This is a genomic window from Streptomyces sp. NPDC054872 (genome assembly GCF_053610705.1).
In genome coordinates this window covers 253,851-280,705 of the sequence record NZ_JBSGYY010000004.1, presented here as the reverse complement: position 1 = coordinate 280,705, position 26,855 = coordinate 253,851, and the positions used below count along the sequence as shown (strand labels likewise).

General features: G+C 70.5%; 24 protein-coding genes. 13 read left to right on the top strand and 11 right to left on the bottom strand.

All coding sequences use genetic code 11. The features are described 5' to 3' along the window. Positions 1-4 precede the first annotated feature (4 nt). Positions 5-811 carry an AIM24 family protein gene (locus ACWGIH_RS07145; RefSeq protein WP_453449973.1) on the top strand — a complete coding sequence of 269 codons (807 nt, stop codon included), beginning with the start codon at positions 5-7 and terminating at the stop codon, positions 809-811. 120 nt (positions 812-931) lie between these two features. Then, complete coding sequence (locus ACWGIH_RS07140; RefSeq protein ID WP_363209318.1) at positions 932-1,408, top strand: MarR family winged helix-turn-helix transcriptional regulator; 477 nt, start codon at positions 932-934, stop codon at positions 1,406-1,408. A 3-nt stretch (positions 1,409-1,411) separates the two neighbouring features. Here the strand turns inward: ACWGIH_RS07140 and ACWGIH_RS07135 are convergent, their stop codons facing one another. Next, complete coding sequence (locus ACWGIH_RS07135; RefSeq protein ID WP_453449926.1) at positions 1,412-2,845, bottom strand: ATP-binding protein; 1,434 nt, start codon at positions 2,843-2,845, stop codon at positions 1,412-1,414. Further along, positions 2,842-3,528, bottom strand: coding sequence for a response regulator transcription factor (locus ACWGIH_RS07130; protein ID WP_453449925.1), 687 nt, complete (start codon positions 3,526-3,528; stop codon positions 2,842-2,844). Before ACWGIH_RS07130 ends, ACWGIH_RS07135 begins: the two co-directional genes overlap by 4 nt. A 146-nt stretch (positions 3,529-3,674) precedes the next feature. Between ACWGIH_RS07130 and ACWGIH_RS07125 the strand changes: the two genes are divergently transcribed. Further along, entirely contained in the window at positions 3,675-4,403 is a 729-nt protein-coding gene (locus ACWGIH_RS07125) for a PepSY domain-containing protein (protein WP_453449924.1), read from the top strand. Between the two features lie 347 nt (positions 4,404-4,750). Here the strand turns inward: ACWGIH_RS07125 and meaB are convergent, their stop codons facing one another. Next, positions 4,751-5,707: a methylmalonyl Co-A mutase-associated GTPase MeaB gene (gene meaB / locus ACWGIH_RS07120; protein WP_453449923.1), complete on the bottom strand. Its 957-nt coding sequence runs from the start codon at positions 5,705-5,707 to the stop codon at positions 4,751-4,753. A 61-nt stretch (positions 5,708-5,768) separates the two neighbouring features. After that, entirely contained in the window at positions 5,769-6,971 is a 1,203-nt protein-coding gene (locus ACWGIH_RS07115) for an acetyl-CoA C-acetyltransferase (protein ID WP_453449922.1), read from the bottom strand. 136 nt (positions 6,972-7,107) lie between these two features. Here ACWGIH_RS07115 and mce point away from each other — a divergent pair, with 136 nt between their 5' ends. The 5 genes from mce (at position 7,108) to ACWGIH_RS07090 (ending at position 14,655) form a co-directional block, all read left to right on the top strand. Next, positions 7,108-7,548: a methylmalonyl-CoA epimerase gene (gene mce / locus ACWGIH_RS07110; RefSeq protein WP_135330222.1), complete on the top strand. Its 441-nt coding sequence runs from the start codon at positions 7,108-7,110 to the stop codon at positions 7,546-7,548. A gap of 232 nt (positions 7,549-7,780) precedes the next feature. Then, positions 7,781-11,698 carry a polarized growth protein Scy gene (gene scy, locus ACWGIH_RS07105; protein WP_453449921.1) on the top strand — a complete coding sequence of 1,306 codons (3,918 nt, stop codon included), beginning with the start codon at positions 7,781-7,783 and terminating at the stop codon, positions 11,696-11,698. A gap of 182 nt (positions 11,699-11,880) precedes the next feature. After that, entirely contained in the window at positions 11,881-12,816 is a 936-nt protein-coding gene (locus ACWGIH_RS07100) for a coiled-coil domain-containing protein (RefSeq protein WP_190081912.1), read from the top strand. Positions 12,817-12,888: 72 nt separating this feature from the next. Next, positions 12,889-13,881 carry an ABC transporter ATP-binding protein gene (locus ACWGIH_RS07095; RefSeq protein ID WP_453449920.1) on the top strand — a complete coding sequence of 331 codons (993 nt, stop codon included), beginning with the start codon at positions 12,889-12,891 and terminating at the stop codon, positions 13,879-13,881. Positions 13,882-13,884: 3 nt separating this feature from the next. Next, positions 13,885-14,655, top strand: coding sequence for an ABC transporter permease (locus ACWGIH_RS07090; protein WP_453449919.1), 771 nt, complete (start codon positions 13,885-13,887; stop codon positions 14,653-14,655). Here ACWGIH_RS07090 and ACWGIH_RS07085 read toward each other — a convergent pair. Beyond that, positions 14,636-15,508, bottom strand: a complete 873-nt coding sequence (locus ACWGIH_RS07085; RefSeq protein ID WP_453449918.1) for a hypothetical protein — start codon at positions 15,506-15,508, stop codon at positions 14,636-14,638. The two genes, ACWGIH_RS07090 and ACWGIH_RS07085, sit on opposite strands and share 20 nt — an antisense overlap. A 276-nt stretch (positions 15,509-15,784) precedes the next feature. Between ACWGIH_RS07085 and ACWGIH_RS07080 the strand changes: the two genes are divergently transcribed. The 3 genes from ACWGIH_RS07080 to ACWGIH_RS07070 all read left to right on the top strand — a co-directional run bounded on the left by ACWGIH_RS07080 (position 15,785) and on the right by ACWGIH_RS07070 (position 18,915). Further along, positions 15,785-16,672, top strand: a complete 888-nt coding sequence (locus ACWGIH_RS07080) for a hypothetical protein (RefSeq protein WP_453449917.1) — start codon at positions 15,785-15,787, stop codon at positions 16,670-16,672. 111 nt (positions 16,673-16,783) lie between these two features. Then, positions 16,784-17,971, top strand: a complete 1,188-nt coding sequence (locus ACWGIH_RS07075; RefSeq protein WP_453449916.1) for an ABC transporter ATP-binding protein — start codon at positions 16,784-16,786, stop codon at positions 17,969-17,971. Between the two features lie 107 nt (positions 17,972-18,078). Then, positions 18,079-18,915, top strand: coding sequence for an ABC transporter permease (locus ACWGIH_RS07070; RefSeq protein ID WP_453449972.1), 837 nt, complete (start codon positions 18,079-18,081; stop codon positions 18,913-18,915). A gap of 37 nt (positions 18,916-18,952) precedes the next feature. Here ACWGIH_RS07070 and ACWGIH_RS07065 read toward each other — a convergent pair whose 3' ends face one another. Continuing rightward, positions 18,953-19,285 (bottom strand): ATP/GTP-binding protein, encoded by a 333-nt coding sequence (locus ACWGIH_RS07065; RefSeq protein WP_453449915.1) that lies wholly within the window; start codon positions 19,283-19,285, stop codon positions 18,953-18,955. 209 nt (positions 19,286-19,494) lie between these two features. On the opposite strand from ACWGIH_RS07065, the gene ACWGIH_RS07060 reads away from it, so the two are divergent. Then, positions 19,495-20,547 (top strand): LLM class flavin-dependent oxidoreductase, encoded by a 1,053-nt coding sequence (locus ACWGIH_RS07060; RefSeq protein ID WP_453449914.1) that lies wholly within the window; start codon positions 19,495-19,497, stop codon positions 20,545-20,547. A gap of 70 nt (positions 20,548-20,617) precedes the next feature. On the opposite strand, the gene ACWGIH_RS07055 is transcribed toward ACWGIH_RS07060, so the two are convergent. Then, positions 20,618-21,010, bottom strand: coding sequence for an SCO5389 family protein (locus ACWGIH_RS07055; protein ID WP_453449913.1), 393 nt, complete (start codon positions 21,008-21,010; stop codon positions 20,618-20,620). 212 nt (positions 21,011-21,222) lie between these two features. On the opposite strand from ACWGIH_RS07055, the gene nucS reads away from it, so the two are divergent. After that, positions 21,223-21,894: an endonuclease NucS gene (gene nucS, locus ACWGIH_RS07050; RefSeq protein ID WP_361833648.1), complete on the top strand. Its 672-nt coding sequence runs from the start codon at positions 21,223-21,225 to the stop codon at positions 21,892-21,894. Positions 21,895-21,954: 60 nt separating this feature from the next. Here nucS and ACWGIH_RS07045 read toward each other — a convergent pair whose 3' ends face one another. The 4 genes from ACWGIH_RS07045 to ACWGIH_RS07030 all read right to left on the bottom strand — a co-directional run bounded on the left by ACWGIH_RS07045 (position 21,955) and on the right by ACWGIH_RS07030 (position 26,810). After that, positions 21,955-24,450: an ATP-binding protein gene (locus ACWGIH_RS07045; protein ID WP_453452193.1), complete on the bottom strand. Its 2,496-nt coding sequence runs from the start codon at positions 24,448-24,450 to the stop codon at positions 21,955-21,957. A 235-nt stretch (positions 24,451-24,685) separates the two neighbouring features. Beyond that, on the bottom strand, positions 24,686-25,009 hold the full coding sequence (locus ACWGIH_RS07040) for an STAS domain-containing protein (RefSeq protein ID WP_453452194.1): 324 nt from the start codon (positions 25,007-25,009) through the stop codon (positions 24,686-24,688). 163 nt (positions 25,010-25,172) lie between these two features. Further along, the gene (locus ACWGIH_RS07035; RefSeq protein ID WP_453452195.1) at positions 25,173-26,021 is read right to left on the bottom strand and encodes a 3-hydroxyacyl-CoA dehydrogenase family protein; all 849 of its coding nucleotides are present in this window, start codon (positions 26,019-26,021) and stop codon (positions 25,173-25,175) included. Between the two features lie 147 nt (positions 26,022-26,168). Then, complete coding sequence (locus tag ACWGIH_RS07030) at positions 26,169-26,810, bottom strand: TetR/AcrR family transcriptional regulator (protein WP_453452196.1); 642 nt, start codon at positions 26,808-26,810, stop codon at positions 26,169-26,171. Between the last annotated feature and the right edge of the window lie 45 nt (positions 26,811-26,855).

Here is a 26,855-nt window from a genome sequence, read left to right as displayed (position 1 = left end):
CTCGATGCCCGCGGGAGCGCCCGCGCCCCTCGACCCGATGACGCTGCCGAGCGACGACAGTGTGAACGCGTACACCTTCTGCGTGGAGCTCAAGGGGAGCCAGTGGTTCCTGCAGAAGGGCAAGATGATCGCGTACTACGGATCGATCGAGTTCAACGGCATCGGGCACGGCCGCCTGGACCGTCTGGTGCGCACGAGTTTTCATTCGCCCCTGCACGCGAGCGACTGGGTGGTGGCCGAGGGCCAGGGCAAGATGCTCCTCGCCGACCGGGCCTTCGACGTGAATTCGTACGACCTCGAAGACGGCAACCTGACCATTCGCTCGGGCAACCTCCTCGCTTTTCAGCCAACTCTCGCGCTGAAGCAATCCATCGTTCCGGGTTTTCTGACCCTGATCGGAACCGGAAAGTTCGTGGCCGCGTCGAACGGCCCGGTGGTCTTCATGGAGCCGCCGATCCGGGTGGATCCGCAGGCCCTCGTGGGCTGGGCGGACTGCCCTTCGCCCTGCCATCACTACGACCACGGATATCTCACCGGGGTCATCGGGGGCATGCGGGCACTGACCGGGATCGGCGGAACCTCCGGCGAGGAGCATCAGTTCGAGTTCGTGGGTGCGGGCGCGGTGCTCCTGCAGTCCTCGGAGGCCCTCATGGCCGAGCACGCGACGGGCGCGGTGCCGCACCAGGCGGGCGTTCCGGGCGGGCAGGGCGTGCCGGGGCAGCAGGGCTCGCATGGTCAGCACGGCCAACAGCCGGGACAACCGCGCCTTCCCGGACAACTGGGGGACCTCCAGCGTCGCTTCGGCCTGTGAGCGGTAGTCTGCGGAGTGTGACGGGCGAACGCCTGTGCCCCTCTGACAACTGGGGGTCAGAGGCGCGTGTCACACACCGACATTCGTTCACCTTTCAACTTCTTAGGTAGAATCGATTCCATGGAGACCGATACGGCCCCGCAGTGGCTGACCAACGAGGAACAGTGCGCCTGGCGCACCCACGTAGAGGTCAACAGGATGCTGACCTATCAGCTCGAGAAGGACCTCCAGCCGTTCAACCTGACCATGAACGACTACGACATCCTCGTGCACCTCTCCGAATCCGAAGAGAAGCGGATGCGTATGAGCGATCTCGCGGCCGCCACACTGCAGTCCAAGAGCCGCCTGTCCCATCAGATCACCCGCATGGAGAACGCGGGCCTGGTCCGCCGGGAGAACTGTGAGTCCGACCGGCGCGGGCTCTACACCGTCCTCACGGACGAGGGCATGGAGACCATGCAGCGAGTCGCCCCGCACCACGTGGACTCGGTCCGCAAGCACTTCGTCGACCTGATCTCACCCGAGGCGCTCGGCGAACTCCACAAGGCCCTGACCCCGATCGCGGAACACCTCCGCGCCCAGCGGGGCAAGCCCTGACCCTCACCGGGTGGCGGCGGGGACCCTGAGCTCGAAGAGCGCTCCCCCACCGGGAGCCTCCTTGACCGTGAGGGTCCCGCCGTGCCGCGCGGCGACGTCGCGCGCGATGGCGAGGCCCAGACCCGCCCCACCGTCATCCCTGGTGCGGGCGTCGTCGAGGCGGACGAAGCGCTCGAAGATCCGGTCGCGTTCGCCGTCCGGCACACCGTCTCCGTCGTCGGAGACCTCAAGGACCGCCCATGCGCCGTCGGCGCGGGTGGCGACCGTGACGTGCGAGCGCGCGTGGCGCTGCGCGTTGTTCACCAGGTTGCCGAGCACGCGCGCCAACTGGCTCCGGGAGCCGGTGACGTCGACGTTCCTCAGATCCATGCGGACGTCGACACGGTCCCGCGTGCGCTGCGAGAGCTCCTCGCGGGCGAGGGCCGCCAGGTCCACCTGCCCGCCGCCCGGCTTCTCGCCCGCGTCGAGGCGGGCCAGGAGGAGCAGGTCGGCGGCCAGTTCCTGAAGTCGTACGGTGTCCTCGACCGCACCGTCCACGTCGAGCAACTCCGGGTGGGCCGCGCCCACTTCGAGCTGCGTACGCAAGGAGGCGATCGGGCTGCGCAGTTCGTGCGAGGCGTCGGCCACGAAGCGGCGCTGACGTTCCACCGAGCTCTGCAGGGCGGCCAGCGTCTCGTTCGTGGTCGTGGCCAGGCGGGCGATCTCGTCGTGCGTGTCCGGCTCGGGCACGCGGCGCGCGAGGTCCTCCGACGCGGTGATCGCCGCCATCTCGGAGGTGATCGCGTCCACCGGGCGCAGGGCGCGGCGCGTCACCAGCCAGGTCACCAGGGCGATGACGGCCAGGAGCAGCGGGAAGCCGATGAGCATGGACGTCAGTGCCGTGGACACCGCGCTCCGCTGGGCGGCGAGCGAGGCGCCCGCGTAGACGGTGAGGTCGCCCTTGTTCTCCACGTTCACCTCGACCGCGGCGAAGCGGTAGTCCTGCGTCTCGCCGTCGATGGTGGCGGAGCCCGCGGTGACGCCGGCCGGGTCGTCGGAGACCTCCCCGAGGTCGAGCGCGTCGGCCTCGCTCGCGTCGTCGTCATCGTCGTCGCTCTTGGGGGGCGTGGTGGAGCCCTTCTGGGGCTTGACGGCGTCCACGCCCGTGCCGCTGATCCGCTGCAGGTCCTCGGTGGCGGCGACGAGCCGTCCGTCGCCGTCGACGACCTGGACGGGGTGATCCTCGTCGTCCAGGTCCAGATCGCCGTACGCCGTGTTCGCGGCGAGCTGCGAAGCCACCCCGCGGGCGGCGGACTCGGCCTGGCCGCTCGCCTGGTCGGTCAGGTTCGCGCGCAGCGAGAGCAGGACGGCGGCGCCCGCGGCGACCAGCGCGACGGCGACGACGAGCGTGGCGCCGAGGGTGGCGCGGGCCCGTACGGAACTGAGGAAGCGCTTCATCGGGGGGTCTCCAGGCGGTATCCGGCGCCGCGCACCGTCTTGATCAGCGGCGCGCCGAGCTTGCGCCGCAGCGCGCTGATGTAGACCTCGACGATGTTGGGGTCCCCTTCGTAGGCGAAGTCCCAGACGTGCTCCAGGATGTCGCCCTTGGAGACCACCTCGCCCACGCGCAGGACGAGCTGCTCCAGGACCGCGAACTCCTTGGCGGTGAGCGTCACTTCACGGTCACCGTCGTCACCGTCACCGTCACCGCGGAAGACGCGGCGCGCCGCGGTGTCCACCTTGAGGTCGCCGAGGGTGTGGACGGGGGACGGGCCCGCGTTGCCGCGGCGGCGCAGGAGCGCCTTCACCCGGGCGACGAGCACGACGTACGAGAACGGCTTGGTGAGGTAGTCGTCGGCGCCCGTGTCGAGCCCCTCGGCCTCGTCGTACTCCCCGTCCTTCGCGGTGAGCATCAGGATCGGTACGTCGTGTCCCGCGGCACGCAGGGTCGAGCAGACGCGGTAGCCGTTCATGCCGGGCAGCATGATGTCGAGGATGACCAGGTCGTACGTGCCCTCGCTCGCCCGGTGCAGTCCGTCGACGCCGTCGTGCACGACGTCCACGGCATAGCCCTCGGCCGTCAGTCCCTTGGCCAGGGACAGCGCGAGGCGCTTTTCGTCTTCCACGATCAACAGGCGCATGCGTTCAGGGTGGCAGAGCCAAGCTGAAGAGTTCTTCAGGTGGCTTCAGCCTGGCTTCAGGGTCGTTCAGCCAGATTGGTCCTTGTCGAAAGCGAACGGCAGCGGCCCACCGGCCGCACAGCCAACGACTCGGGAGGAACCCCCTTATGAAGCGCAACATCGTCATCGCCACCGTCGCAGCCATGGCCCTCGTCGGGGGCGGCACCGCGACAGCGCTCGCCACCACCGGCGACGACGAGTCGTCGGCAGCCGCCAAGAAGTCCAGCGTTCAGCTGAAGGACCACGACCGGGACAATGACCGTGACGACGACCGGGACAACGACCAGGACGATCGGAACGACGACCGGGACGACGCCAAGGAGAACACCGCCGAGGTGAAGGCCGCCAAGGTGACGGCTGCCGACGCGATCAAGGCGGCGCTGGCCGACAAGTCCGGTACGGCGGTCTCCGCCGAGCTGGACGACGAGGACGGCGGCCTGGTCTGGGACGTCGACGTGCTCGGCAAGGGCAGCACGTGGCACAGCGTCCAGATCGACCCCGGCACCGGCAAGGTGCTCGGCTCGCACACCGAGAAGGACGACGACGGCGACGCGAAGCGGGTTGCCGCCGCCCTGAACGGTGCCTCCGTCAACGCCGAGGACGCGGCGAAGGCCGCCGCCGCCAAGGGCGCGGTGACCTCCGTGGACCTGGACGACGACGGCACGGCCAAGGCCTGGGAGGCGGAGACGGCTTCCGGCAAGGGGGCGGACTCCGACTGGAAGGTCGACCTGCAGTCCGGCAAGGTCACGGCTGACAAGTCGGACAGCCACGATGACTCCGACCAGGGCTCGGACGACGACGACTCGGACGACGACTCTGACGGCTCCGACGACTGATTGGTCCCCGTCCCCCCGGGAGAGCAGGCCCCCGCAGGATTTCCCTGCGGGGGCCGGCTCGCGTCGTGCGTGTGCCCTGAGCCGTCGCTTCGCGTCGTGCGTGCGTCCTGAGCCGTCGCTTCGCGGCTCGTCACAGCCTGAACCGCCGCTTCGCGACGGGTTTTTCCCGCCCACCCACCCATTACCCCGGGGTGATCGGGTGGGTGGGCGGGAAAGATTCGCCGCGAAGCGGCGGCCAGATCGACCGCCGGGCCAGCCAAGCCCCCGCAGCAGCGAAGCACTCGACCGCCGGGTCAGCCAAGCCCCGGAGCAGCGAGGCCCCCGAAAAAAGACCCGGAGAGATCACCTCACCCCGAAGTCAAGCTCTCGATCAGTTCGTCCGCCGCCGAGTACGGATCCAGCTCCCCCGCCACAATCCGTTCCGCCAGCGCCGAAAGCCGCGCGTCCCCGTGCAGGTCAGCAATGCGCTCCCGCAAAGCCGTGACCGCGATCGTCTCGATTTCCCGCGCGGCCCGCGCGGCCCTGCGCTCCCCGAGGACGCCCCGCTCCTCCATCCACGCCCGGTGCTTCTCCAGGGCCTCGACGACCTCGTCGATCCCCTCGCCCCGCGCGGCCACCGTTTTCACGATGGGCGGGCGCCAGTCCCCCGCGCCGCGGGACTCCCCGAGCCCCAGCATGTGGTTCAGCTCGCGCGCGGTCGCGTCCGCGCCGTCCCGGTCCGCCTTGTTGACGACGTACACGTCACCGATCTCCAGGATTCCGGCCTTCGCCGCCTGGATCCCGTCCCCCATCCCGGGGGCCAGCAGCACCACCGAGGTGTCCGCCTGCGAGGCGATCTCCACCTCGGACTGGCCGACGCCGACCGTCTCCACCAGGATCACGTCGCAGCCCGCCGCGTCGAGGACACGGATCGCCTGCGGCGCCGACCACGCGAGGCCGCCCAGGTGGCCGCGGGTGGCCATCGAGCGGATGTAGACCCCGGGGTCGGACGCGTGCTCCGACATCCGGACCCGGTCGCCCAGCAGCGCGCCCCCGGAGAAGGGCGACGAGGGGTCGACGGCAAGGACGCCGACCCGCTTGCCCGCACGCCGGTACGCCGACACCAGCGCCGACGTAGAAGTCGACTTGCCGACACCGGGAGATCCGGTGAGGCCCACCACGTACGCGTGGCCCGCCAGCGGAGCCAGCGCCGCCATGACCTCGCGGAGCTGCTCGGACGCCCCCTCCACCAGTGAGATCAGCCGGGCCACGGCCCGTGGCCTGCCCTCGCGGGCCTGCGCCACCAGGGAGGGGACGTCCTGCATGTCAGACAGCTCCGTTCCAAGACGTTTGCGAGACAGGGAAGGCTTGCACGCGCGAAACGCGTCAGGCCTTCGCCACCTTCACGATCAGCGCGTCGCCCTGCCCGCCGCCACCGCAGAGTGCCGCGGCACCCACGCCGCCGCCCCGCCGCTTCAGCTCGAGGGCCAGGTGCAGGACGACACGTGCGCCGGACATCCCGATCGGGTGACCCAGGGCAATGGCGCCGCCGTTGACGTTCACCTTTTCCGAGGACACCCCGAGGTCCTTCATTGACTGCACGGCGACCGCGGCGAACGCCTCGTTGATCTCGATCAGGTCGAGGTCGGCGACGTCCAGGCCCTCCTTCTTCAGGGCGTGCTGGATGGCGTTCGACGGCTGCGACTGGAGCGAGTTGTCGGGGCCCGCCACGTTGCCGTGGGCGCCGATCTCCGCGATCCAGTCGAGCCCGAGCTCCTCGGCCTTGGCCTTCGACATCACCACGACCGCGGCGGCGCCGTCGGAGATCTGCGAGGACGTGCCCGCCGTGATCGTGCCGTCCTTGCTGAAGGCCGGGCGCAGCTTGCCGAGCGACTCGGCGGTGGTCTCGGCGCGGATGCCCTCGTCCTTGGAGAACAGGACCGGGTCGCCCTTGCGCTGCGGGATCTCCACCGGGGTGATCTCGGCCTCGAAGGTGCCGTTCTTCTGGGCGGCGGCCGCGCGCTGGTGGGAGGCGGCGGCGATCTCGTCCTGCTCGGGCCGTGCGATGCCCAGGCGGGTGTTGTGCTTCTCCGTGGACTCGCCCATGGCGATGTTCTCGAAGGAGTCGGTCAGGCCGTCGTACGCCATGGAGTCGAGCATTTCGATGGCGCCGTACTTGTAGCCCTCGCGGGACTTCGGGAGGAGGTGCGGCGCGTTCGTCATCGACTCCTGGCCGCCGGCGACGACGACGTCGAACTCGCCCGCGCGGATCAGCTGGTCGGCGAGCGCGATCGCGTCGAGCCCGGAGAGGCACACCTTGTTGACGGTGAGTGCCGGGACGTTCATGGGGATGCCCGCCTTGACGGCGGCCTGACGCGCCGGGATCTGCCCTGCCCCGGCCGTGAGCACCTGCCCCATGATCACGTACTGGACCTGGTCGCCGCCGATCCCGGCCCGGTCGAGCGCGGCCTTGATCGCGAAACCGCCCAGGTCCGCACCGGAGAAGGACTTGAGGGAGCCGAGCAGGCGGCCCATGGGCGTGCGCGCGCCCGCGACGATCACTGAGGTGGTACCGGTCGTTCCAGACATGTGCCACGGCCCCTTGGGAGGAGGAGTTAATGAGGGTTTACTTGAATGTACTGAGCGGTACGCCGCGCGTCATCGGGCGTTCGGTGTGATCGCGCGCACGTTGCGTAATCACCGCCGGAAGGGCTGCACTTAAAACATGCTGACGCGAATCGATCACATCGGGATCGCCTGTTTCGACCTCGACAAGACCGTCGAGTTCTACCGGGAGACATATGGCTTCACGGTGTTCCACACCGAGGTCAACGAAGAGCAGGGCGTACGCGAGGCCATGCTCAAGATCAATGAGACGAGTGACGGCGGCGCCTCGTACCTGCAACTCCTCGAACCCACCCGCGACGACTCCGCGGTGGGCAAATGGCTGGCCAAGAATGGTGAGGGCGTGCACCACATCGCCTTCGGCACCGCGGACGTGGACGGTGACGCCGCGGCCATCAAGGACAAGGGCGTACGCGTCCTCTACGAGGAGCCCCGGATCGGGTCCATGGGCTCCCGCATCACCTTCCTGCACCCCAAGGACTGCCACGGCGTCCTGACCGAACTCGTCACCTCGGCAGCTCAGGAGTCACCGGAGCACTGACCTCCGCATACTTGGGCCGGTAGGGTTGGGGGCGGCCGTCCGAAGTTTCGGGCGGCCGGTCGTCCGTACGCTGGGCGGCCGCTTGCCGGGGTCCGGGTTTCGGGGGACGAGCGTCAGGGCAGCAGCCCATGCTCTGCTGTTGATCTGACACCATTCCCCGTGGGCCCCGTTCGGCGGATGGACAGGGCTCGTAAGAAGAGACTTGCGACCAGGGGACGGATGGGACCGCGCAGTGCGGGGCTACGAACGCCAAGAGAGCTCGCGGGCTGAGACGGACCATCTTTCGCGGTTCGAGGCCGAGATGGACCGGCTGAAGACCGAGCGAGAGAAGGCTGTTCAGCACGCCGAAGACCTCGGCTACCAGGTCGAGGTGTTGCGCGCCAAGCTGCACGAGGCGCGCCGCAACCTCGCGTCCCGCCCTGCCTATGACGGCGCGGACATCGGCTACCAGGCCGAGCAGTTGCTCCGTAATGCCCAGATCCAGGCCGACCAGCTGCGCCAGGACGCCGAGCGGGAGCTGCGCGACGCCCGTGCGCAGACCCAGCGCATCCTCCAGGAGCACGCCGAGCAGCAGGCCAGGCTCCAGTCCGAGCTGCACTCCGAGGCGGTGTCACGCCGTCAGCAGCTCGACCAGGAGCTGTCCGAGCGCCGCCAGACCGTCGAGTCGCACGTCAACGAGAACGTGGCGTGGGCCGAGCAGCTGCGGGCCCGCACCGAACAGCAGGCGCGCCGCCTGCTCGACGAGTCGCGCGCCGAGGCCGACCAGGCCCTGGCCGCCGCCCGCGCCGAGGCCGAGCGTGTGGCCGAAGAGGCCCGCCAGCGCATGTCGAGCGACGCCGAGTCGGCCCGTGCCGAGGCCGAGGCGATCCTGCGCCGGGCCCGCTCGGACGCCGAGCGCCTCCTGAACGCGGCGTCCACGCAGGCGCAGGAGGCCACCGACCACGCGGAGCAGCTGCGTTCGTCCACGGCCACCGAGTCCGAGCAGGCACGCCGGCAGGCCACCGAGGCGAGCCGGGCCGCCGAGCAGCGCATGGCGGAGGCCGAGACGGCGCTGCGCGAGGCGCGCGCCGAGGCCGACAAGGTCCTCGCCGAGGCCAAGGAACTGGCGTCCAAGCAGCTCTCGGCCGCCGAGGGGGCCAACGAACAGCGCACGCGTACGGCCAAGGAGCAGGTCGCGCGTCTTGTCGGCGAGGCCACCAAGGAAGCCGAGGCCACGAAGTCCGAGGCCGAGCAGCTCGTCGCCGACGCGCGCGCCGAGGCCGAGAAGCTGATCAAGGACGCCGCCGAGAAGGCGCGCACGATCACCGCCGAGGAGACCGCGGGCCAGCTCGCCAAGGCGGCCCGTACGGCGGAGGAAGTGCTGGAGAAGGCGTCCAAGGACGCCAAGGACACGACGAAGGCCGCCACCGAGGAGGCCGAGCGGATCCGCAGCGAGGCCGAGGCCGAGGCGGACCGGCTGCGCGCCGAGGCGCACGACATCGCCGAGGGGCTCAAGGGCACGGCGAAGGACGACACCAAGGAGTACCGCGCCAAGACCGTCGAGCTGCAGGAGGAGGCGCGCAGACTGCGCGGCGAGGCCGAGCAGCTGCGGGCCGACGCGGTCACCGAGGGCGAGCGGATCCGGGGCGAGGCCCGGCGCGAGGCCGTCCAGCAGATCGAGGAGGCGGCCAAGTCCGCCGAGGAACTGCTCGCCAAGGCGAAGGCCGACGCGGACGAGCTGAAGTCGGCCGCGACGACCGAGAGCGAGCGGGTCCGCACCGAGGCCATCGAGCGCGCCACGAGCTTGCGCAAGCAGGCCGAGGAGACCCTGGAGCGCACCCGCGCGGAGGCCGAGCGGCACCGCGAGGAGGCTGCCGAGCAGGCCGAGGTCACGAAGTCCGAGGCCGAGGACGCCGCGCGGGCCCTGCGCGAGGAGACCGAGCGGGCGATAGCGGCACGTCAGGCCGAGGCCGCCGACGAGCTGGCGCGCCTGCACACGGAGGCCCAGGAGCGGCTTGCCTCCGCCGAGCAGGCCCTCACCGACGCCCGCGCCGAGGCCGAGCGCATCCGCAAGGAAGCCGCGGACGAGACGGACCGCCTCCGTTCGGAGTCCGCCGAGCGGATCCGCACCCTTCAGTCGCAGGCCGAGACCGAGGCCGAGCGACTGCGCACCGAGGCCGCCGCCGACGCGTCGCAGGCGCGCGCCGAGGGCGAGAACGTGGCGGTGCGGCTGCGCTCGGACGCCGCCGCCGAGGCCGAGCGCCTCAAGACCGAGGCCCAGGAGTCGGCCGACCGGCTCCGCTCGGAGGCCGCAGCCGCCGCCGAGCGCGTGGGCGCGGAGGCCGCCGAGGCGCTGTCCGCGGCCCAGGAGGAGGCCGCGAGGCGCCGCCGGGAGGCCGAGGAGACCCTCAGCTCCGCGCGCGGAGAGGCCGACCAGGAGCGCGAGCGGGCCCGCGAGCAGAGCGAGGAGCTCCTCGCCTCCGCCCGCAACCGCGTCGACGAGGCACAGGCCGAGGCCGTCCGTCTCGTCGAGGAAGCCGACCGCAGGGCGACCGAGATGGTCTCCAGCGCCGAGCAGACCGCCCAGTCCGTACGGGATTCCGTGGCCGGCCTCCAGGAGGCGGCGCAGGAAGAGATCACGGGTCTGCGCAGCGCCGCCGAGCACGCGGCGGAGCGTACGAGGACCGAGGCGCAGGAAGAGGCGGACCGGGTCCGCGCCGACGCGTACGCCGAGCGGGAGCGCGCCGCCGAGGACGCCACCCGCGCCCGTCGTGAGGCGAGCGAGGAGGCCGAGGCCGCCAAGTCCCTGGCCGAGCGCACCGTTTCGGAGGCGATCGCGGAGGCCGAGCGGCTGCGTTCGGACGCTTCGGAGTACGCCCAGCGTTCGCGTACGGAAGCCTCGGACGCGATCGCGTCGGCCGAGCAGGACGCGTCCCGCACCCGTGCCGACGCCCGTGAGGACGCCAACCGCATCCGCAGCGACGCCGCGAGCCAGGCCGACCAGCTGATCGGTGAGGCGCGCAGCGAGGCGGAGCGGCTGCAGAACGAGACGGTCGCGGAGGCCGAGCGGCTCCAGGCCGAGACCATCGCCGAGGCCGAGCGGGTGCGCGCCGAGACGGCCACGGAGGCCGAGCGGGTGCGCGCGGAGTCGGTGGCCAAGGCCGAGAAGCTCATCTCGGACGCCACGGGCGACGCCGAGCGGCTGCGCGCGGACGCGGCCGAGACGGTCGGCTCCGCCCAGCAGCACGCCGAGCGCATCCGGTCCGAGGCCGAGCGCGTCAAGGCGGAGGCGGCGGCCGAGGCCGAGCGGCTCACCTCGCAGGCGCGGGAGGAGTCCGAACGCACCCTGGACGAGGCGCGCCAGGCGGCGAACAAGCGCCGTTCCGAGGCGGCCGAACAGGTCGACACGCTCATCACGGAGGCCGCGGCCGAGGCCGAGAAGCTGACGAGCGACGCCCAGGAGAAGGCGCTCAAGGCCACCACGGACGCGGAGGCGCAGGCCGACACGATGGTCGGCGCCGCCCGCACGGAGGCCGACCGGCTTGTCTCCGAGGCGAGGGTCGAGGGCAACTCCCTGGTGGAGAAGGCCCGTACGGACGCGGACGAACTGCTCGTCGGCGCCCGTAGGGACGCGACGGCCATAAGGGAGCGTTCCGAGGAGCAGCGCGACCGCCTCACCGCGGAGATCGAGGAGCTGCACGAGCGTGCGCGCCGCGAGTCCGCGGAGGCGATGAAGACCGCCGGCGAGCGCTGCGACGCGCTGGTGAAGGCCGCGGAGGAGCAGCTCGCCGAGGCCGAGGCCAAGGCCAAGGAGCTGGTGTCGGACGCGAGTTCCGAGGCCGGCAAGGTCCGTATCTCGGCCGTGAAGCGGGCCGAGGCGCTGCTCAAGGAGGCCGAGACGAAGGTCGCCGAACTGGTGCGCGAGGCCGAGCGAGTCAAGGCGGAGGCGCAGGCCGAGGCCGAGCGTACGGTTGACGAGGGCAAACGCGAGCTGGAGGTTCTCGTCCGGCGCCGCGAGGACATCAACGCCGAGATTTCCCGTGTCCAGGACGTGCTGGAGGCGTTGGAGTCTTTTGAGGCCCCACCGATTCCCGGCCCGAAGGACGGTGGAGTCAAGGCCGGTGCGGCGGCGGGCTCAACTCGATCGGGTGGCAAGCCGTCTGAGGGCTAGCCAAAGAACATCTCACGTGCTTTGTAAGGACCTTCGGCACTGTCGCTGGCAAGTGCTCCGGCGGTTAGCCACTCAAAAGGGGTGTCATTCTCCAGATCAAACGGGCATCTGCTCGATGACACGCCGCTTGGACCCCTAGGATTCCCTCTATCACCTCACCGGTCTCATTCGACAGGAACCCCATGAGCGACACTTCCCCCTACGGCTTCGAGCTTGTGCGGCGTGGGTACGACCGCGCTCAGGTGGACGAACGTATCTCCAAGCTCGTCTCCGACCGTGACAGCGCTCTTGCTCGTATCACTGCTCTGGAAAAGCGCATTGAGGAGCTGCACCTCGAGACGCAGAACGCGCAGGCGCAGGTAGCCGACGCCGAACCGTCGTACGCGGGCCTCGGCGCGCGTGTCGAGAAGATCCTCCGCCTCGCCGAGGAGGAGGCGAAGGACCTGCGCGAGGAGGCTCGTCGCGCAGCCGAGCAGCACCGCGAGCTCGCCGAGTCGGCGGCCCAGCAGGTGCGCAACGACGCCGAGTCGTTCGCGGCCGAGCGCAAGGCCAAGGCGGAGGACGAGGGCGTCCGTATCGTCGAGAAGGCCAAGGGCGAGGCGGGCGCGCTGCGCAGCGAGGCGCAGAAGGACGCGCAGCAGAAGCGCGAGGAGGCGGACGCCCTCTTCGAGGAGACCCGCGCCAAGGCCGCCCAGGCCGCGGCCGACTTCGAGACGAACCTCGCCAAGCGCCGCGAGCAGTCGGAGCGTGACCTGGCCTCGCGTCAGGCCAAGGCCGAGAAGCGCCTCGCGGAGATCGAGCACCGCGCCGAGCAGCTCCGCCTGGAGGCCGAGAAGCTCCGCACGGACGCCGAGCGTCGCGCTCGCCAGACGGTGGAGACCGCTCAGCGTCAGGCGGAGGACATCGTCGCCGACGCGAACGCCAAGGCGGACCGGATTCGCTCGGAGTCCGAGCGGGAGCTCGCCGCCCTGACGAACCGTCGGGACTCCATCAACGCGCAGCTCACCAACGTGCGCGAGATGCTGGCCACGCTCACGGGTGCGGCGGTGGCCGCCGCCGGTTCGCCCGCCGAGGACGAGCCGGTCTCTCGTGGGGTGCCTGCCCAGCAGACCCGATAGGGCTGTCGGACGCTCTCAGAGCCCTCTGCCGCTCCGGTGGCAGGGGGCTCTGTCCCGTTTTAGCGTGGCCGCATGATCGAGCTCGAGGGGCTGACCAAGCGGTACGGCGAGAAGCTGGCCGTCAACAACCTCACCTTCACCGTGCATCCGGGCATCGTCACCGGCTTCCTCGGGCCCAACGGCGCCGGCAAGTCCACGACGATGCGGATGATGCTCGGGCTCGACAACCCCACGGCGGGCGCCGCGCGGATCGACGGCAAGCGGTACGCCCAGCTGAAGGACCCGCTCAAGTACATCGGCGCCCTGCTCGACGCCAAGGCCATGCACGGCGGGCGCAGCGCCTTCAACCATCTCCTGTGCCTCGCCCAGAGCAACGGCATCCCGCGCGCCCGCGTCCATGAGGTCCTGGACACCGTGGGCCTGACGCAGGTCGCCAGGAAGAAGGCCAAGGGCTTCTCGCTCGGCATGGGGCAGCGGCTCGGCATCGCGGGCGCGTTGCTCGGCGACCCCGAGATCCTGATGTTCGACGAGCCGGTCAACGGGCTCGACCCCGAGGGCATCCACTGGATCCGGAACCTGATGAAGTCCCTGGCCTCGCAGGGCCGCACGGTCTTCGTGTCCTCGCACCTGATGAGTGAGATGGCGCTGACCGCCGACCATCTCGTCGTCATCGGCCAGGGGCGACTCCTCGCCGACACCTCCATGGCGGACTTCATCCAGCAGAACTCACGCAGTTACGTCCGGCTGCGCTCCCCGCAGCGCGAGCGTCTCCTCGACGTGCTGCACCAGGAGGGCGTCACCGCGGTCGAGGCGGGCAACGGCGCCGTCGAGGTCGACGGCACCTCGGCGGAGGACCTGGGTGAACTCGCCGCCCGCCATCAGCTCGTACTCCATGAACTGAGCCCTCAGCGGGCCTCGCTCGAAGAGGCGTTCATGCAGCTCACCGCGGAGTCCGTGGAGTATCACGCGCACGCCGACCACGCGGGCTCCGGCGCCGCCCCGCCGCCCCCGGCGCAGGCAGCCGGCTGGGGCGAGAGCTGGCAGCAGCCGAAGAGGGGGGCCTGAGCGATGGCCGCGACGCAGGTACTGAAGTCGGAGTGGACCAAGATCCGCTCGGTCTCGTCGACCGTGTGGACGCTGGGTCTCGCGCTGGTCGTCACGGTCGGGCTCGGTCTGCTGATCAGCATTCTGGCGAAGAACGACTACGACAGCCTCAACGCCCAGGACCGCCGGGTCTTCGACCCGACCTTCACCAGCTTCGCCGGCATGAGCCTCGGCCAGCTCGCGATGATCGTCTTCGGCGTCCTCGTCGTGTCGAACGAGTACAGCACCGGCATGATCCGCACCTCGCTCTCCGCGGTCCCGCAGCGCGCCACCTTCATGGCCAGCAAGGTCGCGGTCGCCACCCTGCTCTGCCTGGTGGTGGGCCTGGTCACGAGCTTCATCGCGTTCTTCGCCGGCCAGGCGATGCTCGGCGAGCACAAGGCGCTGATCGGCGATCCCGGCGTGCTGCGCGCGGTGATCGGCGGCGGGCTCTACATGACGCTCATCGCGATGTTCTCGATGGGCGTCGCGACGATGCTGCGCAGCCCGATGCTGTCCCTCGGCATCCTGATGCCGTTCTTCTTCCTCATCTCCAGCATCCTGGGCAACGTCTCGGCCACAAAGAAGATCGGCCGCTTCCTCCCCGACCAGGCCGGCAGCAAGATCATGCAGGTGAAGACCCCCCTGGACGACGACACCCCGTACGGACCGTGGGGCGGCCTAGCGATCATGGGGGTATGGGTGGTGGTGGCGCTGCTCGGCGGCTACGCACTACTCAAGAAGAGGGACGCGTAGCGCCCTCGTCCGGCGGCAGCAGCTCATCGAAGCCGCGCCAGCCGTCCCACTCCCACACATCACGCTGCAGATCCGGTTCGAGCGGCACGAAGCGGCCCAGCTCGAAGTCCTCGGGCCCGACCTTGAACCACCGCTCGTCCGCGACCTCCGTCCCCAGGCCCACGGTCCGCGCGGTCAGCCGCACCATCAGCTCCACACCGGCCGACTGCGACAGGTCCTTGCCCTGGATGTGGGTGAACGGCAGCCGCGGCACCGGAGCGTCGACCGGGATCCACACGGTGAACGGGGCACCCCGCTCGACGGCGAGCCAGCAGCGCTCCTCGGCCGGTTCGCCCTTCTCGTCGAGCACATGGAGCCACTTCTTGTAGATGACGAGGCTGCCGTCATGCGGCGAGCGTTCGAGGTAGCGGAGGTGGGCGCGGGCGTGCAGGTCGACGACGGAGAGATTGTCGAAGCGGTTGTAGAACCGGATCGCGATGATCGCGTCCTCGCTCTGCGCGTGGGTGCGCCGGTACCCGGGGAAGTCGGCGGTCCACGCATGCGAGATGGACGCCCGGCGTCGCCAGACGAACGGCCGCAGCGCGAACATCTTGATCAGTACGAAGCCGAGGAGCACGGCGGGCGCGAGTGCGCCGATCACCGAGGCCATGGTCGCCATGAGCTGCTGCGCGGTGCTCCCGGCCTGGGGATCGAGGTTGTCCGTGCCGACGCACGCGCGCAGCGCGGACAGCACGAGGTCGAACAACCGTTCAGAATCACCGAACCGCTCGCTCAGGGAGCGCGGCGAGTCCTCGGCCACCGTCCACAGCACGGCGATCACGGCGGAGACCCCGGCGAGCACGGTCAGGGTCATGAGCAGCAGGGCGTGGACGGACCGGCCCGCGATCCATCCTCGCGCAGACGTCCGATACCGCGGGTGCGCGCCACCCCTGCGAGGCCATCTCACCAAGGACCCCAACTCCCCTCCCCCGTACCGGACTTCATCCGGCCCCCCACGGTGGATTGGCTTCTTTCCCGCAACCGGCCGGGGTTAACCCGTCGGTCGATGAGCGGTGAAGCGGCGGCGCGGGTACGTGTTCCCGTGGAAGGCTGTCCCCGCACCGCGTGACCATCCCCGAAGGGCGCCATCGTGAGGACCGAGGACCGAAGCCTGGAGTCGCTGGGGCTGGACGGCGTACCGGCCAGAGAGCCACTGACCTACCCCGGCCGCCCCACCCCCGCTCCGTCGCTGCTCGACGGCGGCGAGCTGCTCCGGCTCGACGTACGGGCCGAGCGGCTCGGCGAGTGGTACGTGCAGGAGCCGGTGCGGCGCCGCCTCGACGAGGCACTGCTGGACCGGGGCCAGGCCGTCACCGGCCGCCGCCACCCGGTGATCGCCGTGGGGTCGAACGCGTCGCCCGGCCAGGTCGCGTACAAACTGACCCGGCTCGGCATCCCCGCCGTCGTGCCCATGGTGCCGGTCCGGGTGCGCGGCATCGCGGTCGGCTGCTCCGGGCACATCAGCCCCGCGGGCTATGTCGCGGGCACCCCGTACGTGGACCGGGACGCGGAGACACCGCTGGTGGTGACCTGGCTGGACGCCACGCAGCTCAAGGCGGTCGACGACACGGAGTTCCCCGACTACCGCAGGGCCATCCTGCCGGGCGACGACTTCGAGATGACCATGCCGTCCGGTGAGCGCCTCGGCGGCGCGTACATCTACTTCAGCGCGCACGGCGTCCTCGCCGACCCGGTGACCGAACGTCCTCGGGCCGGCGGCGGCGACCAGGCGGAACTGCTCGCCGCGCTCCTGAAGGACGCGCCCCGCCTGAGGGAACTGCTCGGTCCCGACCCGGCGAGCTGGGTCGCGGCGGCGGGATCCTCGTCCCGGCTGCGTGAGCTGGGCACGCACGTCTTCGGCGAGGAGGGCTGGGTGCTGCCGCAGACCGACTTCCTGCCGTACGTCGACGAGTCGAGCCGGCTGCGCGTGTACGACGAGTTGCCCGCGCTGGAGGGCTCCCTGCCTTCGGCTCGGTGAGGATCGAGCCCTTTACTCACTCTTGGCCGGAACCGTCAACGCTCGGATACCCTCCTAACCCTTACGGGGGCGTGTGCCCCGACGTCCTGAACCATTCGATGGGTGCGGAGAATGATCGAGGCAGTCGGCCTGACGAAGCGCTACGGCGCCAAGACAGCCGTGTACAACCTTTCCTTTCAGGTGCGACCCGGCACGGTCACCGGCTTCCTGGGCCCGAACGGCTCCGGCAAGTCGACGACCATGCGCATGATCCTCGGGCTCGACCAACCCACCACGGGCCAGGTGACGATCGGCGGCTACCCGTACCGCAAGCTCCCCAACGCCCCCCGCCAGGTCGGCGCGCTGCTCGACGCCAAGGCGGTGCACGGCGGGCGGCACGCCCGTAACCACCTCCTGTGCCTCGCGCAGCTCTCCGGCATCCCGGCCCGCCGGGTCGACGAGGTGCTCGGTGTCGTGGGCCTCCAGGAAGTGGCGAAGAAGCGCTCCAAGGGCTTCTCGCTCGGCATGGGCCAGCGCCTCGGCATCGCCGCCGCCCTGCTCGGCGACCCGCAGGTGCTGCTCTTCGACGAGCCGGTCAACGGCCTCGACCCCGAGGGCATCCTCTGGGTCAGGAACCTGATGAAGTCGCTCGCCGCCGAGGGCCGCACGGTCTTCGTCTCCTCGCACCTCATGAGCGAGATGGCCCTCACCGCCGAGCACCTGATCGTCATCGGCCGCGGGCAGCTGCTCGCGGACATGAGCGTCAAGGACTTCATCTCGCACAACTCGGCCGACTTCGCCCGGGTGCGTACGCCGGAAGGCGATGTGCAGCAGCGCGAGAAGCTGTCCGCCGCGTTGAGCGAGGCCGGCGGCCAGGTCATGCCCGAGCAGGACGGCGCGCTGCGCGTGACCGGCCTTCCACTCCCCCGCATCAGCGACCTCGCGCACGACGCGGACGTCCGCGTGTGGGAGCTCTCCCCGCACCAGGCCTCGCTGGAAGAGGCGTACATGCGGATGACGCAGGGCGCCGTCGACTACCGCTCGACCGTCGACCAGCGCGCGGGACTGCAGCAGCAGCTGCCGCCGGGCGCGATGCCGCCGCAGCAGATGCCGGTGCCCGGCCAGGGCCAGCCCGGGTGGTACGCACCGCCGCCGCCCCAGCAGGGCGGCCAGCCCTTCGCGATGCCGCAGGGCGCGCCCCAGGGGATGCCTCAGGGAGCCCCCGGCGCGCCGCAGGGCACCCCGAACCCGTACGCGGCCGCCGCCCCGCAGGCGCCCGCCCCTGACATGACCAAGCGCGACAGCGAGGACCCCCGATGACCACGCCTCCGACTCCGCAGCCGCAGGCGCAGCCCCAGCAGGCACCCCAGCACGCACCCCAGCAGGCTTACGCACAGGCCGGCGCCCCCGTGCCGCAAGGCGCCCCGATGGCTCCCCCGCCGGCCGCCCCCGCGCCGCCCTCGGCGTGGCAGCAGGCGATGAACAACGCCTACACCTCGCCGATCCCGGTCAGGAAGACCCACCTCGGCAACGCCCTCGCGTCCGAGTGGACGAAGATCAAGTCGGTCCGCTCGACGATGTGGACCCTCGGCGTCTTCTTCCTCCTGGTCGTCGGCATCGGCCTGCTGGTGGCCGGCCAGACCCAGGACCGCGACTACGCGGACGTGCCGTTCACCATCCCGGCGTTCTTCGGTCTCGTCCTCGGCCAGATCTGTCTGATCACGCTCGGTGTCCTGGTCACGTCGTCCGAGTACGGCACGGGCATGATCCGTACGACGTTCACGGCGTCCCCCCAGCGCTACCGCGTGCTCGCCGCCAAGATCCTGATCTTCTTCGTGATCGCCTTCGTCGTCTCGGCGGGCTCCATCCTGCTCGTGGGCCTGATGACGTCGGGGATGCACAGCGGTCCCGAGGCCGGCGACGTCGACTGGTCGGGCACGGTCCTCAAGGGCGGGCTGTACGTCTCGCTCCTGGGCGTCCTGGCGCTCGCCGCCGGGTCGATGCTGCGCCACTCCGCGGGTGCGATCACCGCGATGCTCGGCGTGGTCCTGGTCCCCGCGATCCTGCCGGTGTTCCTGATGATCTCGGAGGGCACCCGCCCGCTGGGCGAGAAGATGATGGACTACAACGCCATCAACTCGCTCGCCAAGATCTTCGAGATGGACGGGGAAAGCGGCGGCACCTCGCAGCTGCTGCTGCTCGTCGGCGTGACGGCGGCCGCGATCGTCGGCGCCTTCGCGCTCCTGGAGAAGCGCGACGTGTAGCCCCGTACAGCCACATCGCCGTACTGCCGTACAGCCGTCAGTACCTGGGCGCGTTCCGGGACCGCTGCACCCGCGTGGTGCGGCGGTCCTTCGCGTTCCAGCAGGCCTTGTGCCAGTGCCTGCGCTCGTCGACCCCGGAGTGCTCGGGCCAGGCCACCACATGCGCGAGCCCGGAGGGGATCTCCTGGTCGCAGCCGGGGCAGCGGTAGGTCTTGCCGGCCGCGCTCGCGCCCGCGACATGGCGCAGACTCCACTGCTCACCACGCCAGCTCTCGGTGGACTGGAAGCCGCCGTAGCGGCCCGTCGTTTCCCCGTCCATGCGCGGACTGTCTTCTCCGGCGCCTTTCGGGCGGTTGCGACGCGGGGACACGGGACACCTCACGGGATGTACGGGGCCAGGGTGAGTCCAGCCTACGCGGAGCGGACCCGGGTAGTCGTCCAGCACCAACCCCCACAGATCCCCCCTGCATTTCGCAGAAAATCCGTCAACCTTCATGCCAAGCCGTGCCTTTGGCACGTGTCATGCGTTGTTGCCCGTAGGGGGAGTGCCTGCGTCGGCGCCAAGGAGGCAGGAGTGCGATGCGTGTAGGTAGTTTTGTTCTGGCCGCCCAGTTCCCCGGACAGGGGCAGGGGGAGGCACTGCACCGTGCGGTGCGGTCCGCCGAGGTGGCCGAGGAGGCAGGGCTCGATTCGGTCTGGCTCGCCGAGCACCACTTCGTGCCGTACGGCACGTGTCCGTCCGCCGTGACGCTGGCCGCGCTCCTTCTCGGGCGTACGCGGCGCATCCGGATCGGCACCGCCGTGAGTGTCCTGCCGACGGTTCATCCCGTCGCCCTGGGCGAGCAGGCGGCCCTGCTGCACCTGACGTCCGGCGGGCGCTTCTCGCTGGGAGTGGGGCGCGGCGGACCGTGGGTGGACCTGGAGGTCTTCGGGTCGGGCCTCGAAGCGTACGAGAAGGGCTTCCCGGAGTCGCTCGACCTGCTGCTGCGGTGGCTGACCGAGCCCCGGGTCGCGAGCGACGCGGACCGCTTCCCGTTCCGCGAGGTCGCCGTGGTGCCACGGCCCCAAGAGGCGCTGAGCGGTTCGGGCGAGGATGCCGGAGAGGTGCCCGGCGGGCCCGAGGTGATCGTCGCCTGCACCTCACCGGCCAGCGTGCGGCTCGCCGCGCAACGCGGGCTGCCGATGCTGCTCGGCATGCACGTCGGCGACGAGGAGAAGGCCGAAATGGTGGCGTTGTGGCGGAGGCACGCGCGCGCCGCGGGGCGCACGCCGGAGGAGGTCCTGAGGGCCGCGCACGTCTCCGCCGGGGTCGCGCAGATCGCGGACCGGCGCCTGGACGCGGCGGAGACGCTGCAGAAGGCGATGCCGGGGTGGCTCAGGCAAGGGCTCGACGCGCACGTCACGGTCGACGGCCGGGCACGGGCCATACGAGACCCGCTCGCGTACACGGAGCTGCTCTGCGGCCTGCATCCGGTGGGAACCCCGCAGCTGTGCGCCGACCGGATCGCGGCGACCTCGGAGCGCACCGGGATCACCCGCTTCGCGCTGCTCGTCGAAGGCTCGGGCGATCTGGCGACGACGGAGGAGAACGTCCGCAGGCTGGGGGCCGAAGTGCTGCCCCAGCTCGGCTGAGCCGCCGGGGCGGGGAGCTGCCGCTCCTGTACCAGAACACCTCCCGCGTACGGAGCGGCAGCAAAAAACCTCAGCAGTCCCGCAGTTCGGGCGACTGGTTGAGCAGCTGGCCCCGGATCGAGGTGAACCGGGCGAGCCTGTCGTCCGAGGATGCATCCAACGGGAACACCGCCACACGGTGGCAGTTCTGGAATGCGAGACGCACTCCGAAGTGGCGCTGCAGAGCGCCGCGAATCGCGTCACTCGCCAGCGCCCGCAGGAGCTGTCCGCGTGCCTGCTCACTCGGCGGCGGCGTCTGGTTGTCGGCGAACTCGCCACCGTCAACCTTCAGCTGAGCCACGAGGGAGCTGATCATCTCCCAGGCGTAAGGCAGGGAGGTCCTGACGCAGTCGACGAATTCCGCTTCATCGACCTCGCCTCGCTCGGCCTGTTCCAACAGTGCCGGTGAGACGTCGAGCGACATGGGTTCTCCTCTCGCACCCCCGGGGAGCGGGGGCTTCCGGACAGGGCAGGGGCCCATGCACGCAGCGTGCATGCATGGCGACCTCCTGCTTATACGGTAAGCACCGGACCCGCGCTGCACCAGGAGATTGGGAACATAACCGGCCAGGATCGAACAGGGCCATCGCCGGAGGAATCGCGCGGACCACCTGGGGTCGAGTAGCGTTGCGCCCCATGCGTCTCGTCATTGCCCGATGCTCCGTGGATTACGCGGGCAGGCTCACAGCCCATCTCCCGTCGGCCCCCCGCCTGATCCTTGTGAAGGCGGACGGCAGTGTCTCGATCCACGCGGACGACCGGGCCTACAAACCTCTCAACTGGATGTCCCCGCCCTGCACCTTGAAGGAGGGGACGGGGGACGACGCGGGCGTGTGGACCGTCGTGAACAAGGCGGGCGAGAAACTCATCATCACGATGGAGGAGATCCTGCACGACTCCTCGCACGAACTGGGCGTCGATCCCGGCCTCATCAAGGACGGCGTGGAAGCACACCTTCAGGAGCTCCTCGCCGACCGGATCGAGACGCTCGGCGAGGGCTATTCACTGATCCGGCGCGAGTACATGACGGCGATCGGGCCGGTGGACATCCTCTGCCGCGACGCCGACGGGCAGACCGTCGCCGTCGAGATCAAGCGGCGCGGCGAGATCGACGGCGTCGAGCAACTCACCCGTTATCTGGAGCTGTTGAACCGCGACCCGCACCTGGCTCCCGTCAAGGGCATCTTCGCCGCCCAGGAGATCAAGCCGCAGGCCCGCGTGCTCGCCACGGACCGCGGCATCGGGTGCGCCGTCCTCGACTACAACGCGATGCGCGGCATCGAGGACGACAAGCTGCGGCTGTTCTAGAAGTTTTCCGTACGAGAGAGGGCCGGGTCCGACGGGACCCGGCCCTCTCTCGTCCGTGCGTCAGATCGTCGACGCCGAGCCCGACGCGCCCTCGCTCGTCGCCGGGCCGCTCACCGAACTGCTCGCCGAGTCCGAGGTGTCCGGGGTCGACGGCGGGTCCGGAGTCGGATCCGTGCTCGGCGGCGTAGTGCTCGGCGGCGGGGTCGTCGGCGGCTTGGTCGTGGGCGGCTTCGTGGTGGGCGGCTTGGTCGTCGGCGGCTTCGTCGTGGGTGGCTTGGTGGTCGGCTTGTCCGTCGGCTTCGCCGTCGGCTTGTCCGAGGTGTCGTCGGACGGCTTGCCGCTGTCGCTCGGCTTGTCCGACGGGTCGTCGCTCTCGCTCGGGGTGCCGTCGTCGGCGGTGCCCGGGATGTTGTCCGGTCCGTCGCTGTCCGGGCGGCTCGTCGAGTCCTCGGCCGGCTTGTCGGCGGTCAGGCCGTCGTCGTCCTGGTCCTCGCTCGCCGACTGCTCGGTCTTGACCTTGTCGGGCGGGTTGTCGTTCTTGTCCGACGTCGCGCCGAGGGTCACCACGGTGCCGAGCACCGCGGCGAGGAGGGCTCCCGCGCCCGCCGCCACGAGGTTGCGCCGGGTGCCGTTGACGATGGAGCGCCGGGTCGGAGCGGGGCTCGCGCCCACCGCGGGCGCGGCGTTGCGGGTGACCAGGGTCTCGGGCTCGGGAGGCGGTGCGGGCAGCGCGAACGCCGCCGGTACGCCGCCGGGGGGCGACGCCGACTCGTCGTGGCGCGCGTCGGGCATCTCCTCGCCCGCCGCCGGGCTCGCGCCCGGAATGAGGCCGCCCGAGCGGTCGGCGACCAGGGCGAGGGCCCTGCGGCCCGCGATCGTGCCCCGCTTGTCGGCGAGCGCGCCGCGCAGGCCGACGGAGGCCTCCAGCTCGACGCGGGCCCGGTCGAGCTGTCCGCCGCAGAGCGCGAGGATGCCGAGTTCGTGGTGGAAGTACGCCTCTTCGGCGACCTCGCCCGCGGTCCGTGCGGCCTCCTGGCCCGACCGCAGGGCACGCTCCCAGGCGCCCCAGTCGAGCCCTCCCGCGAAGGCGGGCGCGACCGTACGGGCGAGCAGCACCGCGGCGCTCTCCTCACCGCCGACCGATGCTCCCGATGCGGACTGCCCCGCCACCAGGACCCCGAGGGCCGCGAGCACGGCGTCCGCCTCGGCCACCACCCGCTCCGGGCCGACCGAGGGGTGCCCGGCCCACCAGGCGTAGTGCTGGGCGGCGCCCTGTGCGCGCTCGGCGGCGTCGTCCGCGTACCCGGAGGCCTCCAATTGCGTACGGACCCCGGCGGCGAGCCGGTAGTGCGAGCCGACGGGTGTGACGAGCGCGGTGGAGACCAGCTCGGCGAGGGCCGCGTCCGCGTGGGTGTCCCCCACGAGCGCGGGCAGATGCGCCTGGTGCGGCAGTTCCCCGCCGAGTGCGACGGCGAACCGCAGTGTGGTGCGCGCCGACGGGCTCAGGCGGGACGCGAGCAGCACCGCGGGCGCCGCGCCGTCGGCGAGCGAGGGCAGCGGTACGTCGTGGCCCTCGGCGTCGAACGGCGCGTCGACCGGTCCCTCGGCGTAATAGCCGTACTCGTCGAAGGCGTTCGGGTCGGCGCGCAGCTGGTCACGCTGGCGCAGCAGGGCGCCCGCCTGGACGAAGCGCAGGGGCAGCCCCTCCGACTCGAACCAGAGGTCGCCGGCCCAGCCCGCCTCGTCGTCCGTGAGGACGCGGCCGACGGCGCGCTCCAGGAGTTCGAGGCCGCCGCTGCGGCCGAGGCCGCCGAGGAAGACCTCTTCGAGGTGCGAGTCGGGCGACGGCGCCGCGACGTCGGGGGTCGCGGAGATCAGGAAGGCGCACTCGGGCGTGGCGTCCAGCAGCTCTTCCAGGGCCGCGGCGCCGAACTCACAGTCGTCCAGGACGACGACGGCGCCGATGTCGTGGACGAGTTCGAGCAGCAGGGCGCGGTCGGGGCGGTGCAGCGGGGCGTTGTAGACCGAGCCGAAGAGGTCCTGGAGCAGGTCGGCCGGCGTCTTGTGGTACCCGGAGAGCCGTACGACGCCGTCCGGTGCGAGGTCCGCGCAGTCCTCCGCGACGGCGTTCAGGAGCGACGTGCGCCCCGAGCCCGCGGGTCCGGTGAGGCGCACCGAGCGCCCGCGTGCGAGCAGGCGTACGAGCCGCTCGCGCTCCTCCTGGCGCTCCAGGAGCGGCAGCCGGGGCAGTGCGGGCCCCGGCGGCACGGGCGGCGCCGAGGCGCGGCGCACCTCGGCGCGCTCGGCGGCGGTGCGCTTGACGGGCCGTTCGGGGCGCTCGCCGGGCGGGCAGGGTTCGATCTCGCTGCCGTCGACGGGGTTCACGGTGAGCAGGAAGTCGCCCGAGACGAGCTGCACGGTGCGGGCGAGCGCGGGCGCGGGCTGTCCGAAGTCTGGTGTCAGAGGATCACGCGGTGGACGCACGGGACGCGCCGAATCGTCGTCGTTGTTGCCGTCATGGCCGTACTCTTCCGGTCCCCGGTTCATCGGGTCCATGGTCAAAGCCCCCCAGATGCGTCGTGTACACAGCCCCCTCCGGCCTTGTGCACACTGCGCTGTCGCTTCTGGTCCGGTGCCCCCGCTCGGGCGTCTGTCGTCATGACGGTGGGCGACCGAACCCTAGACCTTCGCTCAGTATCTACGAACGGGCGGGGTACCGCGCCGTCCGAGACGTCACAGCTTCGTGAGGATTGTGCGCGAGTTCCCCGTCACACGCGGGGAGAGTTCCCCGTCACACGCGGGGAAGCGATTCGACCCCGATGCCGCCCTCGATGGCAAGGATCCTGTGCAGCCGGGTGGCCACGAGCAGGCGCTTCATCTGCGGCGGCACACTGCGGAGCACGAGCCGGCGTCCGCACCGTCCCGCGCGCCGGTGCGCGCCCATGATGACGCCGAGTCCCGTGGCGTCCCACGAGTCGAGTTCGGACAGGTCGAGCACCAGGTCGCCGGCGCCGTCGTCGACGGCCGAGTGCAGGACCGTTCGGGCGTCCGCCGCGCTGCGTACGTCGAGGCGTCCCCCGACGACCAGCTGGGCCTGGTCGCCCCTGATGTGCATATGCGCTCCCCGAGAGTGCTGAGTTTCGTGTGACGTCTGTTCCGTATGGCGTCTGCGTATGTCACTGCAACTGACTGCCGCATGGGCAAGGAAGTTGCCGTCTGTAAGCGAACCGATACCGAATTCACTCCGAGGGGTGACCCCGCGGAGGAGGAAACAGACGTCAGTGCTTGTAGAAGCCCTGCCCGCTCTTGCGTCCGATGTCACCGGCGTCAACCATCCGGCGCATCAGCTCGGGCGGCGCGAACTTCTCGTCCTGGGACTCCGTGTAGATGTTGCTCGTGGCGTGCAGCAGGATGTCGACGCCCGTCAGGTCGGCGGTCGCGAGCGGCCCCATGGCGTGCCCGAAGCCGAGCTTGCACGCGATGTCGATGTCCTCGGCGGTGGCGACGCCCGACTCGTACAGCTTGGCGGCCTCGACGACGAGCGCCGAGATCAGACGGGTCGTCACGAACCCCGCGACGTCGCGGTTCACGACGATGCAGGTCTTGCCGACGGACTCGGCGAACTCACGCGTGCGGGCGAGGGTTTCGTCGCTGGTCTTGTAGCCGCGCACGAGTTCGCACAGCTGCATCATCGGCACCGGCGAGAAGAAGTGGGCGCCCACGACGCGCTCCGGACGCTCCGTCACGGCTGCGATCTTCGTGATCGGGATGGCAGAGGTGTTCGACGCGAGCACGGCGTCCTCGCGCACGATCTTGTCGAGCGCACGGAAGATCTCGTGCTTGACCTCGAGCTTCTCGAAGACGGCCTCGACGACGATGTCCGCGTCGGCGACGGCGTCCAGGTCGGTGCTCGTCGTGATGCGCCCGAGCGCCGCCTCGGCGTCCTCGGCGGCGAGCTTGCCCTTGCTCACGAACTTGTCGTACGACGCCTTGATCCCGTCGGTGCCACGGGTCAGGGCCTCATCGGTGACGTCACGCAGGACGACGTCCCAGCCTGCCTGGGCGGAGACCTGTGCGATGCCGGACCCCATGAGTCCGGCTCCGATGACGGCGAGCTTCCGTGCCACTGTTCCGACTCCCCTACCGCTTATCACGCCTGGCTTACACGCTGTTTACGTTTGCCTCTGCGGCGGACATTAGCGCTCGTGAGCGCGACTGTGGCCGTGAAGTAACGCGCGTCACGTCTCAGATGACGGACATCACACCGGTACGCCTCATTCGGCTTCGCGCACCGCGTAGTTGAGGACCTTCTCGCCGAGCAGGTCCTCCATCTCGTCGAGCAGGACGAGGGCATCACGCGACACTTCCGCGGGTTTGCGGCACTTGGTCATCTCGTCGCCGATCCACGCCATGAGGGTGCCGTGGACCCACGAGAGCTGACCCGCGATCAGGCCGGGCATGGGGTCGTCGTCGGCGGCCTTCATCTCGTCGGCGAGGGTCTTCCTGAGGTGGTCGAGCGCCTCCTGCTGGATCTCCCAGAGTCGCGAGCGCAGGCCGTGGGCGTCGGTGATGACCTTCATGAAGTCGGCCCAGCCCGTGAAGAGGCCGATGGAGGGCGACACGCCCTCCACGTCCGAGCGCAGCTCGCGCAGGACGGCGGCGGCCGCGGACTCCCCGGCGCGACGGCCGCGTACGTAGCCGGAGAGCCGGTCGATGACGGCCTCGCCCCGGTCGAGGAAGAGGTCCTCCTTGACCGGGAAGTAGTTGTAGACGGTGTTCACCGAGACGTCGGCGGCCTCCGCGACGTCCGCGACGGTCACCGTGACGAAGCCGTGCTCCAGGAAGAGCCCCGTCGCGATGTCCGAGATCCGCTGCTTCGTCTGCCGCTTCTTGCGCTCCCTGAGTCCTTCAGCCATGACCTCACTTTACGACCACTGGCTAGGGCAACTGAAAACTTGGAG

Excerpts from the sequence above, each read along its gene's own strand:
- ACWGIH_RS07070 (WP_453449972.1), top strand. The coding sequence starts at position 18,079 with ATGGCTCCCCCGCCGGCCGCCCCCGCGCCGCCCTCGGCGTGGCAGCAG.
- meaB (WP_453449923.1), bottom strand. The coding sequence starts at position 5,707 with ATGCAGGACGTCCCCTCCCTGGTGGCGCAGGCCCGCGAGGGCAGGCCA.
- ACWGIH_RS07100 (WP_190081912.1), top strand. The coding sequence starts at position 11,881 with ATGAGCGACACTTCCCCCTACGGCTTCGAGCTTGTGCGGCGTGGGTAC.
- ACWGIH_RS07130 (WP_453449925.1), bottom strand. The coding sequence starts at position 3,528 with ATGCGCCTGTTGATCGTGGAAGACGAAAAGCGCCTCGCGCTGTCCCTG.
- ACWGIH_RS07095 (WP_453449920.1), top strand. The coding sequence starts at position 12,889 with ATGATCGAGCTCGAGGGGCTGACCAAGCGGTACGGCGAGAAGCTGGCC.
- ACWGIH_RS07125 (WP_453449924.1), top strand. The coding sequence starts at position 3,675 with ATGAAGCGCAACATCGTCATCGCCACCGTCGCAGCCATGGCCCTCGTC.
- ACWGIH_RS07115 (WP_453449922.1), bottom strand. The coding sequence starts at position 6,971 with ATGTCTGGAACGACCGGTACCACCTCAGTGATCGTCGCGGGCGCGCGC.
- ACWGIH_RS07145 (WP_453449973.1), top strand. The coding sequence starts at position 5 with ATGCCCGCGGGAGCGCCCGCGCCCCTCGACCCGATGACGCTGCCGAGC.
- ACWGIH_RS07060 (WP_453449914.1), top strand. The coding sequence starts at position 19,495 with ATGCGTGTAGGTAGTTTTGTTCTGGCCGCCCAGTTCCCCGGACAGGGG.
- ACWGIH_RS07030 (WP_453452196.1), bottom strand. The coding sequence starts at position 26,810 with ATGGCTGAAGGACTCAGGGAGCGCAAGAAGCGGCAGACGAAGCAGCGG.
- ACWGIH_RS07135 (WP_453449926.1), bottom strand. The coding sequence starts at position 2,845 with ATGAAGCGCTTCCTCAGTTCCGTACGGGCCCGCGCCACCCTCGGCGCC.
- ACWGIH_RS07085 (WP_453449918.1), bottom strand. The coding sequence starts at position 15,508 with ATGACCCTGACCGTGCTCGCCGGGGTCTCCGCCGTGATCGCCGTGCTG.
- ACWGIH_RS07090 (WP_453449919.1), top strand. The coding sequence starts at position 13,885 with ATGGCCGCGACGCAGGTACTGAAGTCGGAGTGGACCAAGATCCGCTCG.
- mce (WP_135330222.1), top strand. The coding sequence starts at position 7,108 with ATGCTGACGCGAATCGATCACATCGGGATCGCCTGTTTCGACCTCGAC.
- ACWGIH_RS07040 (WP_453452194.1), bottom strand. The coding sequence starts at position 25,009 with ATGCACATCAGGGGCGACCAGGCCCAGCTGGTCGTCGGGGGACGCCTC.
- ACWGIH_RS07075 (WP_453449916.1), top strand. The coding sequence starts at position 16,784 with ATGATCGAGGCAGTCGGCCTGACGAAGCGCTACGGCGCCAAGACAGCC.
- ACWGIH_RS07045 (WP_453452193.1), bottom strand. The coding sequence starts at position 24,450 with ATGGACCCGATGAACCGGGGACCGGAAGAGTACGGCCATGACGGCAAC.
- ACWGIH_RS07055 (WP_453449913.1), bottom strand. The coding sequence starts at position 21,010 with ATGTCGCTCGACGTCTCACCGGCACTGTTGGAACAGGCCGAGCGAGGC.
- ACWGIH_RS07140 (WP_363209318.1), top strand. The coding sequence starts at position 932 with ATGGAGACCGATACGGCCCCGCAGTGGCTGACCAACGAGGAACAGTGC.
- nucS (WP_361833648.1), top strand. The coding sequence starts at position 21,223 with ATGCGTCTCGTCATTGCCCGATGCTCCGTGGATTACGCGGGCAGGCTC.